Genomic DNA, 16055 nt, shown 5'->3' with positions numbered 1-16055 from the left:
CTTCTCAAGGTCCAGATAACGTTATGGTCACGATACGAGGACATTTCAGCTTGTCCCAGCACCGAATTACCCGCTCATCCGGCGTGCCTTCTACCCGCGCGCCCCGGGATCGTTGGCTGCACCACCACCGCCACGAAGTCACCGAAATCATTCCCCTCGATGGCTTCGACGAGTTCGACGACGCCGAGTTGTCCGATCTCGACGGGCTGGACTTCGGGGACTCCGAGTTCAATGTCGAAGCGCAGCTGCTGCAGGCCCCGGAGCTCGATGACTTGGACGACATCGACGACCTGGCACCGGTATGGCTGGCCGCCCCGGTCACCGAGGTGCTTGCGCGGGTCGTCATCGAGTCCGACATCGAGTTCGACATCGAGCCGGACACTGAGTCCCTCGCCACGGACGTCATGCCCGTGCCGCGCCGCGGCGGCAGCCACCGCAAGGAACCGACCAGCGCCGCCAGGGGACGCCTGCTGATCGGGGCCATGGCCGCGGGCGCGGCGGCGGCAGCGACGCACACGGCGCTCAACCAGTCCGATCCCGCCAAGATCGAGACGGTGCTGACCGCGAACGCGTCCGCGATGTCCGGTGGGTCCGGCAGTACTGCCACGCGCGGCGTGCAGGTGATCGCCGCCCAGCCTGCGAACGCCACCCTGCACAACGAAGAACTCGCCCGAGGAAACGCCTTCGCCGAAGAGCGCGCCCAGCGCGAGGCCCGGCTGCAGCAGCCGCTCTACGTCATGCCGACCAAAGGCATCTTCACCTCAAACTTCGGCTACCGCTGGGGCGTACTACACGCGGGCATCGACCTGGCCAACTCGATCGGCACGCCCATCTACGCGGTGTCGGACGGAGTCGTCATCGACGCCGGTCCCACCGCGGGATACGGCATGTGGGTCAAGCTGCGCCACGCCGACGGCACCGTCACGCTCTACGGCCACGTGAACAGCACTCTGGTCAGCGTGGGTGAGCGCGTGATGGCGGGTGACCAGATCGCGACCATGGGAAACCGGGGCTTCTCCACGGGCCCACACCTGCACTTCGAGGTCCTGCTCGGCGGTAGCGAGCGGATCGACCCCGTGCCGTGGTTGGCCAAGCGGGGACTCTCCGTCGGCAACTACTCCGGCTGACCGGTGACCGCGCCGGACGACTCAGGTTCGCGCCAGAACCCGCCCGACCCCAGCGACCAGCCGCGAACCCGGATCATTCGGCGCGCGCCCACCGGACCGCTCCCCCCAATACCGGATTCCGCGCAGCCGACTCAAATCATCCGCCGCGCACCGTCTTTGAACGCAGCCGACGGCCGGACACCGTCGCTTCCCGCGGTACTGCCCGCCGAGACGAGCCCCCGTACGGCGGTGGCGGCCAGCGCCGTCAGCATCGTCAGCGGCTGGGCGACCTCGGTGGTGGCCACGGACCTGATCGCCGGCTGGTGGCAAACCGACCGGTTGTTCTGCATCGCAGTCGGATTCCTCGCGCTGGTCTTTGCGATCACCACCGTGTCCGGTGTCATCATGCTGCTGCTGCGCCGTCCCGTGGGGCGTTACCTGTTGGTGGCCGGCGCAGTCGTGGCACTGCTGACCTATCTGGGCGTGTTCATCGCCGGCGCGCGCGTCGCATGGCTGGTACACCTGCTTCCGCTGTTGCCGATCGCGGGCGGCGCGTTGGCGATGCTCAAAGAAACTAAGCGCTGGGTCGAATAGTTCTGTGCCGCTTGGTCAGAGCTTGCTGATCGGGGCGTGGTTGTGCATCAGCTTGACCCGCCCGGCGCTACCGAAATCGATCAGCGACATCGCCGATTCGCCGACACCGGAGACCTCCTCGACACGACCGAGGCCGTACTTGTCGTGCGTCACCCGGTCGCCGGGTTCCAACATCATCAACGGACGCTTGCCCGCGCCGGAACGCGTCGGCGCCGACCGCGGGGTGCCGAACCGTCCGGCGCCGCTGACCGGCGCACTGAACGACGGCTTGGGGGCGGTCCGTCGCCAGTCGATGAGTTGCTGCGGAATCTCGCGCAGGAACCGCGATTCCGGGTTCAGCATGGGCTGTCCCCAGGAGGATCGGACAATGGCCCGGCTGACGTAGAGCCGTTGCCGGGCCCGGGTGATACCGACGTAGGCCAGTCGTCGTTCCTCGGAGAGTTCGACGGGGTCGTCCAGGGCGCGCATGTGCGGAAACATGCCGTCCTCCCAACCGGTGACGAAGACCACCGGGAACTCCAAACCCTTGGCGGTGTGCAAGGTCATCAATGTCACCAGTCCCGAACCGTGCTCGGGGATGTCGTCAGTGTCGGCGACCAGCGATACCCGCTCCAGGAAGGCCGCCAGGACACCGGTGTCGGGCATGTCCTCGTCGTCGGGGGAATCGGATCCGCCTTCGGCCGCCAAGGCCTCCGCATTGGCCCGGTCGATGCTGAATTCATGTGCGACGCTGACGAGTTCGTTGAGGTTGTCCAACCGCGCCAGCTCCTGCGGGTCGGTTGACGACTCCAACTCCCTGCGGTATCCGGTCCGTTCCAGCACCGCTTCGACCAGTTCACCAAGATCGTCGTCGAGATGTCCGCGCAGCTCGTCGAGCAATTCGACGAAACCGGCAATCGCCTTCTCCGCGCGGGTGTTCAGCATCGGGACCCTGCCCTCCGCCGCAGCTTGCAGCGCGTCGGCGAAGCTGGCCCCGGTGTTCTCGGCGTACACCGCCACGCACGCTTCGGCCCGATCGCCGATGCCGCGGCGCGGCGTGTTCAGGATGCGCCGCATGCTGACCGCGTCGCCCGGGTTGTCCAGCACCCGCAAGTAGGCGACGATGTCGCGAATCTCCTTGCGTTCGTAAAACCGCACTCCTCCAACCACTTTGTAGGGAATGCCGGCGCGAATGAACACCTCTTCGAGCGACCGCGACGAGTTGTTGGTGCGGTAGAAGACGGCGACGTCGTTGTAGGTGATCTCACCGCGGTCGGCCAGCGCGTCGATCTCCTCGGCCACGAATCTGGCCTCGTCGTGCTCGTTGTCGGCGACGTAGCCCACGATCAGCTCGCCCTCGCCGGCGTCGGTCCACAACCGCTTCTCCCGGCGTCCGGAGTTGCGGGCGATCACCGAATTGGCCGCCGACAGGATGTTCTGCGTCGAGCGGTAGTTCTGTTCCAGCAGTATGGTTCTGGCGTCCGGATAGTCCCGCTCGAAGTCTTCGATGTTGCGGATGGTCGCGCCGCGGAACGCGTAGATCGACTGGTCGGCGTCACCCACCACGCACAGCTCCGCGGGCGGCACGTCATCGGCATCGCCGGTGCCGCCTCCATTCGGCGGTCCCAGCTTCGCCTCGCCTTCACCGGCCCCCGGGCCGACTCCGGCGCCCCTGGCTGAACCGCCGTGCCCCACCAACTCCCGCACCAGCATGTACTGGGCATGGTTGGTGTCCTGGTACTCGTCGACCAGCACGTGCCGGAACCGCCGCCGATAGTACTGAGCGATGTCCGGGAAGGTCTGCAGCACTGCGACCGTCTCGCCGATCAGGTCGTCGAAGTCCAACGCGTTGGCTGCCCGCAGCCGGCGTTGGTATTCGCCGTAGACAGAGGCGACGGTGCGTGCCAGGTCGTCGGACTCGTCCGTCAGATCCGACACCGCCCGGTGCGGGTCGATGAGCTCGTTCTTCAAGTTGGAGATGGCGTTGGCCAGCAGCCGTGGCGAGTACCGCTTGATGTCCAGGCCCATGTCGCGGCCGATCATCTGCAGCAAACGACGGGAATCATCGGCGTCGTAAATCGAGAAGTTGGAGTTCAAGCCCTGGATCAAGGACGCCTGGTTGCGCAAAATCCGCACGCACGACGAGTGAAACGTCGACACCCACATGTACCTCGCGCGGGGACCGACCAGGTTCGCCACGCGTTCGCGCATCTCCGCGGCAGCTTTGTTGGTGAAGGTGATGGCCAGGATCTGACCCACCCCGACACCCCGCTCGGCGATCAGGTAGGCGATCCGGCGGGTCAGCACCGCCGTCTTCCCCGACCCCGCGCCGGCGACGATCAGCAGGGGCGAACCCTGATGCACCACGGCTTGCCGCTGCTGCGGATTGAGACCCGCTAGCAGTTCGTCTACCGCGGATGGATGGGAGGATTCGACTTCGGTCGCGTGCACACTCATGTCGGTCCAAACTTACCGCCGCCGGCCGACAAGCCGCGGGCAACCGGAGCGGCCCTTTTCCTGAAGCGCCCTTGACAGGTGTTTTTGCACCCATCGGCCTGTTGGTGGCACACTCGTTGCGTGCTCAACAGGCAGCGCCGATTTTTCTACGGGTACCCGCCAGCGGTGCCCGTGGTCTAGCTGCTTTCGCAGAGCCCCGTGGTCCGCTTCCGGATTCGGGGCTCGTTTCTTGTGTGAGGCCTGAACCCGGATGAGACCAGACACCCCACCTCACGAGAACGCGGAGATAGCAGAAATGAACACCGAGACCGTTGCTGCCGAAGAGCTCGGCATCGACGAATTGCGCCAGGAGATCGACCGGCTCGACGCCGAAATTCTGGCGGCGGTCAAACGGCGGGCCGAAGTGTCCCAGGCGATCGGCAAGGTCCGGATGGCCTCCGGCGGCACCCGGCTGGTGCACAGCCGCGAGATGAAGGTGATCGAGCGCTACAGCGAACTCGGTCCCGACGGTAAAGATCTGGCCATGCTGCTCTTACGTCTGGGCCGGGGACGACTCGGCCACTAAACGGTCACTGTTGCCGTTACGTTCGACTTTTCCTGAATTTGCTGCGGTAAATTTCGCCCGGTAATGGGTGTGCCGTTCAGAGCTGGGATTTCACCGGTGCGCCGGTTGATGATTCTGTCAACCGTAGCGTTGCTGGGCATGGTGGGCGGGTGGTATCACGGCACCGCGACCTCGTCAGCCTGGTCGCGCCAGGGGCAAATCGAATATTTGATGGTCCCGTCCGCATCGATGCACCGTCAGATCAAAGTCGAGTTCCAACCCGGCGGTTCCCATGCGGTGTATTTGCTCGACGGCATGCTGGCTCGCGCGGATTTCAACGGGTGGGACATTCATTTGCCGGTATTCGACTGGTTCGCCCCGTCCGGCATGTCGGTGGTAATGCCGACCGGAGGAACGGCCAGCTTCTACTCCGACTGGTACCGGCCCGCTGTCGGCAACGGGGGCACGTCGACCTACAAGTGGGACACATTCCTGGCGGAGGAGTTGCCGCGATGGTTGGCGACGAACAAGGCGATCAGTGCGTCGGGCAACGCGGTGCTGGGTGCGTCGATGGCCGGTTCGGCGTCGCTGGTGCTGGCGGCCAAGCACCCGCGGAACTTCGTCTACGCCGCCTCGATGTCGGGATTTCTGAACCTGTCCGCCGGTAACTGGCCTGCATTGGTCAGCGCTGCGCAACTGGGCGCCGGCGGCTTTCGTTCCGACGCCATGTGGGGACCGCCCGGCGACCCCGCCTGGGCGAGCAACGACCCCACTGTCAATGTTGCGTCGCTGGTGGCCAACAACACCCGCATCTGGGTCTACACCGGCAACGGTGGGCAGTCGGACGCCGATACCAAGCTGGACGCCAGCCTGCTGGAGAGCGCAACCGGCGTCAGCAACAAGGTCTTTCAAGCCAGATACCAGGCCGCCGGCGGGCGCAATGGGGTTTTCAACTTCCCGGCCAACGGCACGCACACCTGGTCGTACTGGGGTGAGCAGTTGCAGTCGATGCTGCCGGATCTGCAGCAGGTGTTGGGTGTCGCTTCCGCACGTTGAGCATCGCGTCGAGACTGAAAATCTGCAGCAGAAGTGCGAGTAGAGACCTGCAGGATTTCAGTCTCGATGAACGCCCGCGGAGGCTTGGACGCTGACCAGTCCCCCGACACCGCATTAGTGTCGAATCATGACCTCCGAGACATCAGACATCACCGCCACCCCGGCGTGGGACGCGCTGCGCCGGCACCACGACCAGATCGGAGAAACCCACCTTCGCCAATTCTTCGCCGACGATCCGGACCGCGGCCGCGAACTCACCCTCACCGTCGGTGACCTCTACATCGACTACAGCAAGCACCGCATCACTCGCGAGACCATCCAGTTGCTGATCGACCTGGCCCGGGCGGCCGATCTGGAAGAGCATCGCGACCAGATGTTCGCCGGCGCCCACATCAACACCTCGGAAGATCGCGCGGTGCTGCACACCGCGCTGCGGCTGCCCCGCGACGCCGACCTGACCGTCGATGGCCAGAACGTCGTCAGGGACGTGCACGAGGTACTCGATGCCATGGGCGACTTCACCGACAAGCTGCGTAGCGGCGACTGGAAAGGCGCCACCGGCGAACGGATCAAGACCGTCGTCAACATCGGCATCGGCGGTTCGGACCTGGGTCCGGTGATGGTGTACCAGGCGCTGCGCCACTACGCCGACGCCGGCATCTCGGCGCGCTTCGTGTCCAATGTCGACCCAGCCGACCTTGTCGCCACGCTCGCCGATTTAGAGCCTGCCACAACACTATTCATCGTCGCATCCAAGACGTTCTCCACGCTGGAGACACTGACCAACGCGACCGCCGCGCGGCGCTGGCTCACCGATGCACTGGGCGACGACGCGGTCGCGAAGCACTTCGTCGCCGTCTCCACTAACAAGAAACTGGTCGACGAGTTCGGCATCGACACCGAGAACATGTTCGGCTTCTGGGATTGGGTCGGCGGTCGCTACTCGGTGGACTCGGCGATCGGGTTATCGGTGATGGCCGTCATCGGCCGGGAAGCCTTCGCCGACTTCCTGTCCGGATTCCACATCGTCGACGAACACTTCAGGACCGCTCCGCTGGAATCCAATGCGCCTGCGCTGCTTGGTCTTATCGGGGTGTGGTACTCGAATTTCTTTGACGCGCAATCGCGAGCGGTGCTGCCGTACTCCAATGACCTGGCCCGGTTTGCCGCCTACCTGCAGCAACTGACCATGGAATCCAACGGCAAATCAACCCGTGCGGACGGCACCCCGGTGACCACCGACACCGGTGAAATCTATTGGGGTGAACCGGGAACCAACGGGCAGCACGCGTTCTACCAGCTGTTGCATCAGGGCACCCGGTTGGTGCCAGCCGACTTCATCGCGTTCAGTCAGCCCCTTGACGACCTGCCGACCGCCGAGGGCGACGGCAGCATGCATGACCTGCTGATGAGCAACTTCTTCGCCCAGACCCAGGTGCTGGCGTTCGGCAAGACCGCAGACGAGATCGCCGACGAGGGCACCCCGGCAGACGTGGTCCCGCACAAGGTAATGCCCGGAAACCGGCCCAGCACATCGATTTTGGCCACCCGGTTGACACCGTCGGCGCTGGGGCAGTTGGTGGCGCTCTACGAGCATCAAGTGTTCACCGAGGGTGTGATCTGGGGGATCGATTCGTTCGACCAGTGGGGCGTGGAACTGGGCAAGACCCAAGCCAAGGCGCTGATCCCGGTGCTCACCAGCGACGACGCACCAGACCAGCAGTCCGACAGTTCCACCGACGCGTTGGTGCGCCGCTACCGGGCCGAAAGAGGCCGCGCGACCTGATGGCCGTTAGGCGAACCGCTTCGCCAGCGGGGGTGGCAGCACGCGCATCAGCTGCACCAACGGCGCCCACGGCCACCACGGCACGGCGGCTCGTCCGGGCTCACGCTCGATGGCGTCGACGAGCGCTTTGACGCCAGTTTCGTTGTCCACCATCAACATTGTGCTGTTCGACTTGGCCGTCATCTCTGACTCGATATAACCGGGCTCCATCACCGACACCTTGACCGGACCTTTGCCGTACTCGGCGCGCAGCGATTCGCCCAGCGAACTGAGTCCGGCTTTGCTTGCTGCGTAAGCGGCCTTGACACCTGGCACGCCTTTGTGGCCCAGCACCGACGAGATCAGCACCAGGTGTCCCGAGCCGCGATTGTTGAACATCTCCAATGCAGCTTCGATCTGCACCAGGGCGGCGATCAGATTGGTCTCGAGGGTCGCCTTGTTGGCCCATAACTTGCCCGAGCCCAGTTTCGCGCCCTTGCCGATGCCGGCGTTGACGATGACGCGGTCAATGCCACCCAGTTCGTCGCTCAACTCGGCGAACACCTTCGGCACTTGGTCGTGGTCGTTGACATCCAACGCCGCCACTGCCACCTTGACCGACGGATACTGTTGGGAGAGTTCGGATTTGAGTTCTTCCAGACGGTCGGTGCGACGGGCGCAGAGCGCCAGGTCGCGGCCTTTGGCGGCGAAGGCGCGGGCCATTCCGGCGCCCAGCCCGGAACTGGCTCCGGTGATCAGGATTTTCTGGCGAGTCACCCAGGCAGCATATCGGCTACTTGAGTAGCCGTGACATGCGCCGGTCGGCCAGCACCTTGCCGCCAGTCTGACAGGTCGGACAGTACTGAAATGACTTGTCCGCGAACGACACTTCACGCACGGTATCCCCGCACACCGGACACGGCAGCCCGGTGCGGGCGTGCACCCGCAGTCCGGAGCGCTTCTCCCCCTTCAGCATGGCCGCGCCCTGGCCGACGGATCGGCTGACCGCGTCGGTGAGGACGGAGATCATCGCGTCGTGCAGGGTAGTGAGTTGCTCGTCGGTCAGTTTCGCTGCGGTGGCGAACGGTGAGATGCGGGCGACGTGCAGGATCTCGTCGCTGTAGGCGTTTCCGATGCCGCCGATGACCTTCTGGTCGGTGATGACGGTCTTGATCCGCCCGGTGTTCCCGGCCAGGACGCGAGCCAAATCGTCGGGTCCGAGTTCCAGGGCGTCCGGTCCCAGTGCGGCGATCTGCGGGACCTGCTGCGGGTCGGTGACCAGCCACACCGCCAGCCGCTTCTGCGTCCCGGCCTCGGTGAGGTCGAAGCCGGGCGCTTCTCCGGGGGTGCCCAGATGTACGCGCAGCGCGATGGGGCCTTTTCCCGGACGCAGCGGCGCCGCGGCCAACTTGTCAGACCAGCGCAACCAGCCAGCGCGCGACAGGTGGGTGATCAGCCACAGCTCTCCGACTTGCAGGCCCAGATATTTGCCCCATCGAGCGGCCTCGACGACCGTCTGCCCGTGCAGCGCGTTGATGGGCGGATCGAAGGTCTTGAGCACCGACAACGCGGCGATGTCGACGCGGCCGACCGGCAGACCCACGGCGTGCCGGCGCAGATGGTCGGCGAGCGCTTCAATCTCGGGGAGTTCGGGCACCTGTCCAGTTTGCCGGTTTGGGCGACTCCGCGGCCAGACTCAGTGTCAGGCCCCTTCAGCGGGGGCACCCATCCCGGCTCCCAGTTGGTCACTGCCGCCGAGAAAGCCGCCCTGGCCGGGGCTGGCGTAGAAACTGCCCTCACCGCGCGCGAACTCGCCGGGCGCCGTCGGCGCCGCGTCGCCGACCACGTTCAACCCAGCGTCGCCTTGCAGCCACCCGCTGGGCACCGAGATACCGCTGCCGTTTTCTGCTTGGCTGTTGCCCGCTGAGCTGGGGCTGGCGACAGCTGCCGCCGGTGCGGCGCTGCTGCTGAGTCCGTTGGCGGCCCCCTGGCCGATGACGAGCGGGCTGATGCCGCCGAGGTTGCCCGCACTCTCCCCGCTGCCGTCGACCGGACCCGCGACAAGGGCACCCGGTAGGGCCGTCGCGACCGGGGCGTCTCCGCCCGCACCGACGCCCGCGTAGCGCAAGCCCGGCAGCAACGCCGCCGCACCCGCGCTGCCGCCACCAGCGGTGACGACACCGCCCGAACCGCCCGCGGGGGGAGCGGCCAAACCCGCCGCCGCCCCACCGTTGGTACCGATTTGCACCAGAGTGCCGCCCGCGGTGCGCGCCAATACCTGCTCACCACCGGAGGCGCCAGGTGTCGACGCGCCGGCCGCCGCAGCGCCAACCGCGAATCCAGGCAGCGCCCCTGCCGGCGCGTTGATGGCCGCCGCGGCATCCCCCATCGGAGTGGAGTTGCTGGCTTCGGCCGCGTCGTACAGGTTCGCGCCTGAGGTCATCAACTGCACGAACTGCTGGTGAAACAGGGCGGCCTGGGAGCTGATCATCTGATAGGCCTGAGCGTGGGCACCGAACAGCGCCGCAATCGCGGCCGAGACGTCATCAGCGCCGGCGGCTATAACCCCGGAGGTGGGAAACGCCGCCGCCGCATTCGCCGAGCTCAGTGTCGAGGCGATACCGGCCAGGTCAGTGGCGGCGGACGCGACGTATTCAGGCGCCGCATTTACCCACGACATGCACAAACCTCCGACAGTTGGGACCGCTCGACGGCGACGCGGGTGATCCAGCGCACAATGGGCACATGTCAAATGCTATCGCGCCGGAGCGAGTGGTCCGTGCAGTTCTTCTAAGAAAGAGTTGAGATCACAGGGAACCACACAGGACGCTTCCTGGCGACCTCAGGGGCCGGCCGCAACAGGTAGGTGTCCATGATCCAGCCGTGTCGTGCGCGGGCCTGGGCTCGTAGCGCCACGATGCGCGGCCCCACCTCGCCGATCGTGCCCGCGACCAGCAGTTCGTCGGTCGTTCCGAGGTAGGCGCCCCACCAGATCCGGGTGTCCGGCGGGCAGACCTGAAACGTGCAGTCGGCGTCGAGCATCACGATCGCCGACCCGGACAAACCGCCGGCCCGTAGTTGTCTTCCCGTCGTGATCAGGACCGGCGCACCGATTTCGTTGAGCGGAATGCGATGCCGCGCGGTCAGCGCCTGGATCGCGGTGATACCTGGGACGACGTCATATCTGATGTCCACCTCGGCGGCCACCGCGTCCAGGATTCGCAGCGTGCTGTCGTAGAGCGACGGATCGCCCCAGGCGAGGAACGCGCCGACGCCTTCGGGCGGCAGTTCGGCGCAGATCGCGGCGGCCCATACCCGGGCTCTGGCCGCATGCCAGTCCGACACCGCCTGCCGGTAATTCCCGTCGGCCGCGCGCGGCGGATCAGGCAACTCGACGAACCGGTACCCGGGCTCCCGGATGAAACGCGCGCAGATCTGCTGACGCAGCGCGACCAGGTCACGCTTGGCCTCGCCCTTGTCCATGGCAAAGAACACCTGGGTGTCGTTGAGGGCGTTAATCGCCTGGACGGTCACATAGTCGGGATCGCCGGCGCCGATGCCGATGACGTGGATGCGCCGACTCATGCGGTCAACCTAATCGAGTTCGCAAATTGCCCTATGCGGAACCGGCGGTACCGCATACCATGGGTATTGAGTGTGACCTTCCTTACTCCTGAAGGGGGACATCAGCCGATGACTACTGCTGTGCGACCTAGTGGCCCGAGTCGTGAAGAGTTCTCCGAGCGCCTACTCAAGGGTTCAACCAAGAAGTCTTACGAGCCCGTCGTCGATATCGACTGGGATGCCCCGCTCGACCCGGACAAGTTCTTCCTGCCCGCCAAATTGGTGTCGTTGTACGGAACGCCGATGTGGGACGAGATGACGCGCGAACAGCAGATCGAGTTGTCCCGCCAGGAACTGGTCAACACGCTGTCGGCCGGTATCTGGTTCGAGAACATGCTGAACCAGTCGCTGTTGCGGACAATCCTGCACGAGGATCCCACCAGCAGGTCGACCCACTACAAGCTGACCGAACTCGGCGACGAGACCCGCCACATGGTGATGTTCGGCAAAGCCATCGAACGGATCGGCGCAAAACCGATACAGCCGAGACGCTTCCATCGGTGGATCATCAACGCGCTGCCATTGGCTTTTCAGCGCGGATCGATGCTGTGGGTGGCCGCGCTGATCGGCGAGGAGATCTTCGACTCATTGCAGCGGCAGATGATGGACGACCCGGAGCTGCAACCGATCATCCAGCGGCTGATGCGTATCCACGTCACCGAAGAAGCCCGGCATATCCAGTTCGCCCGGGACGGCGCCCGCAAGCGGGTCGCCGAGATGCCCCGGTTCAACCGTTGGTTTATGGCCAACATCAACGGGCTCGGCGGGTACTTCTTCAACTATCTGTTCAGCAACCCGGTCCCCTATGCCCGGGCCGGGCTGGACCCCGCCCGGGCCCGGCGGGCGGCACGCTCCAGCGAGTATCGCCGTGAGGTGCAAATTGTCGGATTCGCTCCGCTGGCAGCGTTCTTGACCGAGGTGGGACTGATGGGTCCGATCGCCCGCCGCGGCTGGAAGCGCAGCAGGTTTCTGTGACGCCCCTGGTGATCCTCGGCGCCGGGAAGGACGTCGCCAGCGTTCAAGCAGCATTGCAGGCGGTCGGGGTTACCGACGTCACGCTGCTCGAAAAAGCAGTGCTCCGTTCGGTTTTCGACGACGACGCCGGCACCTGGGCGTTGCATACCGCTGACGACGTCGTGCGCGGCCATCTCGTCGTCGCCGCACATCAGCCGGCAATCATGCCATGGATACCGGAGATACCCGGCTGCAACGACTTTCGGGGCGAAGCGTTTCATGCCGCACAGTGGGAGCCACACTTTCACGCGGCCGGCAAGCGCGTCGCAGTCGTCGGCACCGACTCTTTCGCCGGGCATCATCTCAGCCGGCTGAAGACATCCGCTGAATCGGTCACCGTTTTTCCCCACGCACCACGGCGGGTGGTCAGGGAGCTGGAGCTCTGGCCGACCCGTGCCAAGAACTGGCTGCGCCGGCGCGGCCGGTCGTTACGAACGGGTCAGGCGCTGGGTTCGACAATCCATTCGATCACCGCGACCGGCATCCGGACCAGCGACGGCGTGGAACACGCCGTCGACGCCATCATCTACGGGACCGGGTTCGCCGCCGCGGACGATCAAGCACTGATCGGAGCTCGTGGGCGCTCGCTGCGGGATGTCTGGGTGGACGGCATGGAGCCGTTCTTCGGGGTGGCCGTGCGCGGACTCCCGAACTTTTTCTTCCTCGGCGGCCCCGACCGAAGCGCGCAAGCGCACTACATCGCCGCATGCGTCTCGTTGATGAAGCGCACCGGCAGTGACCGCATCGAGGTGCGTCGCAGTAGTCAGCAGGTGTTCAACGAGCGCGCCCAACTGGGTGCCGCCTCGCCGCCCCCGCCATCGTCCGCGTTCGACCTGTCGTCGTCGGCGCCCGACTACGAAGACACCTACGACGGCACCGCGACACTGGAAATCGGCGGCGCAAGCCACCCAGTGCACGTTCGTCTCATCGGACATCTGGATCCGCTTGACGGCAATTATCACTGGCAGGGGACCATTTTCGACGCACTCCCGCAGGACGGGCTCAGGCAGACACGGGCGGCCACACTGACGGTGGGCGACCGCCGTGCGCCCGCGCGCATCGTCGAGCAAACGCCGTGGGGAACGCATTCGGTGGCCGGCGTGGGCTCGCCGCCATACGCCGTTACGGGCGACTGACGCGCCGGCCCTCGGCAAAATCTCTGCTTCGAGCGCTCCTGACTGCCGTTAGGCTGAGTAAGGCCTGACTGGAGGTTGACCGCGCACGCCTTGTGGGTATCCGCTGGATGGTCTCTGCGGCGGCCCACCGGGGGCGCGCACGGTGGTCGGCGACAGATCTCGATACCAGCAACGAAGGCGGCGGCACTGAAGCCAAGGCGACAGAGCAGAAGTTTCGAGGAGCGGGGAGATGGGACCGGACGGCACGATGACACTGACACTCCGATGAGCACGGTGGCCAAATCCTCCAGTTCGCTGGCTCTCGCGTCGCGAACCGAGCAGTCGGTGGTGATCATTACCGCCGAGGGCGTGCTCGACGCCAGTCACTCCGCGGAGCTCCGCGACTGCATCACCAAGGCCACTCTCGATGTGCCCGCCGCTGTCATTGTCGACGTCAGCTCGCTTGATGTTGCCGACGATGCGGCCTGGTCGCTCTTCGTCAGCGCACGGTGGCAGTTGGACACCCGGCCGGATGTTCCGATCGTGCTGGTCTCCGCGAACCGCGCTACCCGCGATGCGATCGCCCGCAGCGGGGTCGCCGACTTCATGCCCGTCTTCCCCACCGAGAAGGGTGCGATGAAGGCAGTCGCGCGGCTCGGGCGGCGCAAACTGCAGCACTCACAGACGAAGCTGACGGCCAACGTCACCAGCCTGCGCGAATCGCGCCAACTGGTCCGGGAATGGTTGACCAACTGGTCGAAGCCAGGCCTGATCCCGGTCGCGCTGGTAGTGGTCAACGTCTTCATCGAAAACGTGCTCGAGCACACCGGCAGCGATCCGGTGATGAGGATCGAGTGCGAAGGACAGACCGCGACCATCGCAGTATCCGACAGCAGCACCGCACCGGCCGTGCGGTTGGCCTCTCCCCCCAAAGGCGTCGATGTATCCGGGCTGGCGATCGTCGACGCACTGTCACGCACCTGGGGAAGTACTCCCACGTCGTCGGGCAAGACGGTCTGGGCGGTCATTGGTCCAGAGAACCAGCTGTAACGGGTACGCGTGCGGTTCAGCTACGCCGAATCACTGACTGATCCGGCCTTCTACATTCCCCTGGCCCAAGCGGCCGAGTCGGCCGGGTATCACAGCATGACGATCGCTGACAGCCTCGCCTACCCATTTGAGTCAGACTCGAAATATCCCTACACCGCTGACGGCAACCGCGAATTTCTGGACGGCAAGGAGATCGTCGAAACCTTCGTCCTCACCGCGGCATTGAGCGCGGTGACGACAACGCTGCGGTTCAACTTCTTCGTACTCAAACTGCCGGTTCGGCACCCCGCGCTCACCGCCAAGCAACTCGGATCGCTGGCTGCGCTGAATGGCAACCGGGTGGGCTTCGGGGTGGGCACCAGCCCGTGGCCGGAGGACTACGAGTTGATGGGGTTACCGTTCGCCAGACGCGGCAAGCGCATGGACGAATGCATCGAGATCGTCCGCGGCCTGACCACCGGAGACTACTTCGAATTCCATGGCGAGTTCTACGACATCCCCAAAACCAAGATGAGTCCCGCACCCACGCAACCGATTCCGATTCTGGTGGGTGGGCACGCCGACGCCGCGCTGCGCCGGGCCGCACGCCTGGACGGCTGGATGCACGGGGGCGGAAGCGATCCCGAGGAACTCGACCGACTCATCGCCAGGGTCAACAAGTTTCGTCAGGAAGAAGGCAAGACCGGTCCGTTCGAGATCCACGTGATCTCGACGGACGCCTACACCGTCGACGGCATCAGGCGCCTCGAGGACAAAGGCGTCACCGATGTCATCGTGGGTTTCCGGTGGCCCTACATCAAAGGGCCCGATCCCGAGCCGCTGCAAACCAAGATCCGCAACCTGGAGAAGTACGCCGACAAGGTTATGTCGAAAGTGTAGGTGTCACAGCGCATCCCATTTCGGAGCGCGCTTCTCGCGGTGTGCCAGCGCGGCTTCGGTGGGATTGTTGGTGAAGCCGGTGAGGATCTGGGTGCGATTCTCCAACTCGATGGCGTGCCGCAAACTCGGCGCATCCAGTGCAGCGTTGAGACCAATCTTGGTCTGCCACACCCCTAGAGCGTTGTTGGCCGCGATTTCGCGCGCCTTGTCCAGGGCCGTGGTCATCAAGTCATCGGCATCGACGACTGCGTGGACCAGCTTGATGCCATAGGCCTCGTCTGCGTCGATGATGCGGCCGGTCAGCATTAGCTCGCGGGCAACCCCGGCCCCGACGATCTTCGGCAACAGGTAGCTGGTGCCCATATCCATCGACGAAAAGCCGGCCTTGATGAACACCGAGCCGAACCGGGCGCTCTCGGAGGCGATCCGGATGTCGCAATGCAGTGCAAAGGCGAGTCCCCCGCCGACGGCGACGCCGTTGACGGCGGCGATCACCGGGATCGGCAGTTCGTAGAGCCGCACGTAAAGGTCGGCGAGGCGAACCTGGGCGTCGTAGCTGGCCTTGAAACTGGGGGTGCCGGGTTTGGTGTCGGTCCAAGGCTGCCCGGTTCCGCTCAGGTCGGCTCCGGCGCAGAAGCCGCGCCCGGCACCGGTCAGAATTGCGGCCCGAAACTCGCCACCGCTCAACGCATCCAACGCCGCATCCACACCGTCGATGAGCGATCGGTCGATAGCGTTCAGGACGCTAGGTCGATTAAGGGTGATGCAGGCGATGTTGTCGTCGAGGGTTTCTAACTTCACTGCGGGTTCCGGTGCCATATGCGAACCGTAGGCGATTGCGAGAAGGCGCAGGCACGGACCATGATCCCTCG

At 65.1% G+C, this 16055-nt stretch carries 15 protein-coding genes and 1 pseudogene; 9 read left to right on the top strand and 7 right to left on the bottom strand.

The window, feature by feature from the left end; translation table 11 throughout:
- Positions 1-83: 83 nt before the first annotated feature.
- Positions 84-1127: a M23 family metallopeptidase gene (locus A5636_RS21920; protein WP_155763947.1), complete on the top strand. Its 1044-nt coding sequence runs from the start codon at positions 84-86 to the stop codon at positions 1125-1127.
- A gap of 3 nt (positions 1128-1130) precedes the next feature.
- Positions 1131-1700 (top strand): hypothetical protein, encoded by a 570-nt coding sequence (locus tag A5636_RS21915; protein ID WP_172827293.1) that lies wholly within the window; start codon positions 1131-1133, stop codon positions 1698-1700.
- Between the two features lie 15 nt (positions 1701-1715).
- Here the strand turns inward: A5636_RS21915 and pcrA are convergent, their stop codons facing one another.
- The gene (gene pcrA, locus A5636_RS21910; protein WP_065160737.1) at positions 1716-4136 is read right to left on the bottom strand and encodes a DNA helicase PcrA; all 2421 of its coding nucleotides are present in this window, start codon (positions 4134-4136) and stop codon (positions 1716-1718) included.
- A 250-nt stretch (positions 4137-4386) separates the two neighbouring features.
- Here pcrA and A5636_RS21905 point away from each other — a divergent pair, with 250 nt between their 5' ends.
- The 3 genes from A5636_RS21905 to pgi all read left to right on the top strand — a co-directional run bounded on the left by A5636_RS21905 (position 4387) and on the right by pgi (position 7522).
- The gene (locus A5636_RS21905; protein ID WP_081287928.1) at positions 4387-4701 is read left to right on the top strand and encodes a chorismate mutase; all 315 of its coding nucleotides are present in this window, start codon (positions 4387-4389) and stop codon (positions 4699-4701) included.
- 63 nt (positions 4702-4764) lie between these two features.
- Positions 4765-5736, top strand: a complete 972-nt coding sequence (locus A5636_RS21900) for an esterase family protein (RefSeq protein ID WP_065160735.1) — start codon at positions 4765-4767, stop codon at positions 5734-5736.
- 127 nt (positions 5737-5863) lie between these two features.
- Positions 5864-7522: a glucose-6-phosphate isomerase gene (gene pgi / locus A5636_RS21895; protein ID WP_065160734.1), complete on the top strand. Its 1659-nt coding sequence runs from the start codon at positions 5864-5866 to the stop codon at positions 7520-7522.
- 6 nt (positions 7523-7528) lie between these two features.
- Here the strand turns inward: pgi and A5636_RS21890 are convergent, their stop codons facing one another.
- The 5 genes and pseudogenes from A5636_RS21890 to cobF form a co-directional block, all read right to left on the bottom strand.
- Positions 7529-8278 (bottom strand): SDR family oxidoreductase, encoded by a 750-nt coding sequence (locus A5636_RS21890; RefSeq protein ID WP_065160733.1) that lies wholly within the window; start codon positions 8276-8278, stop codon positions 7529-7531.
- Between the two features lie 16 nt (positions 8279-8294).
- Entirely contained in the window at positions 8295-8783 is a 489-nt protein-coding gene (locus A5636_RS27470) for a zinc finger domain-containing protein (RefSeq protein ID WP_437339856.1), read from the bottom strand.
- 132 nt (positions 8784-8915) lie between these two features.
- A pseudogene (locus A5636_RS27655) lies at positions 8916-9158 on the bottom strand (DNA-formamidopyrimidine glycosylase family protein); the annotation flags it as partial.
- Positions 9159-9203: 45 nt separating this feature from the next.
- Complete coding sequence (locus A5636_RS21880; protein ID WP_065160731.1) at positions 9204-10181, bottom strand: PE family protein; 978 nt, start codon at positions 10179-10181, stop codon at positions 9204-9206.
- Positions 10182-10291: 110 nt separating this feature from the next.
- Entirely contained in the window at positions 10292-11086 is a 795-nt protein-coding gene (gene cobF / locus A5636_RS21875; RefSeq protein WP_065160730.1) for a precorrin-6A synthase (deacetylating), read from the bottom strand.
- A gap of 108 nt (positions 11087-11194) precedes the next feature.
- On the opposite strand from cobF, the gene A5636_RS21870 reads away from it, so the two are divergent.
- From A5636_RS21870 to A5636_RS21855, 4 genes are all read left to right on the top strand, one after another.
- Entirely contained in the window at positions 11195-12100 is a 906-nt protein-coding gene (locus tag A5636_RS21870) for an AurF N-oxygenase family protein (protein ID WP_065160729.1), read from the top strand.
- 203 nt (positions 12101-12303) lie between these two features.
- Positions 12304-13275 (top strand): DUF4873 domain-containing protein, encoded by a 972-nt coding sequence (locus A5636_RS21865; protein WP_253900667.1) that lies wholly within the window; start codon positions 12304-12306, stop codon positions 13273-13275.
- A gap of 264 nt (positions 13276-13539) precedes the next feature.
- On the top strand, positions 13540-14304 hold the full coding sequence (locus A5636_RS21860) for an STAS domain-containing protein (protein ID WP_065160728.1): 765 nt from the start codon (positions 13540-13542) through the stop codon (positions 14302-14304).
- Positions 14305-14313: 9 nt separating this feature from the next.
- The gene (locus A5636_RS21855; RefSeq protein ID WP_065160727.1) at positions 14314-15183 is read left to right on the top strand and encodes a TIGR03619 family F420-dependent LLM class oxidoreductase; all 870 of its coding nucleotides are present in this window, start codon (positions 14314-14316) and stop codon (positions 15181-15183) included.
- Positions 15184-15186: 3 nt separating this feature from the next.
- Here the strand turns inward: A5636_RS21855 and A5636_RS21850 are convergent, their stop codons facing one another.
- On the bottom strand, positions 15187-15984 hold the full coding sequence (locus A5636_RS21850) for an enoyl-CoA hydratase/isomerase family protein (RefSeq protein ID WP_172827294.1): 798 nt from the start codon (positions 15982-15984) through the stop codon (positions 15187-15189).
- Between the last annotated feature and the right edge of the window lie 71 nt (positions 15985-16055).

This window comes from Mycobacterium asiaticum, from assembly GCF_001673315.1.
Taxonomy (GTDB): domain Bacteria; phylum Actinomycetota; class Actinomycetes; order Mycobacteriales; family Mycobacteriaceae; genus Mycobacterium; species Mycobacterium asiaticum_B.
Note: the sequence above shows the minus strand (reverse complement) of the source record. Positions and strands in the feature narration are given on the sequence as shown.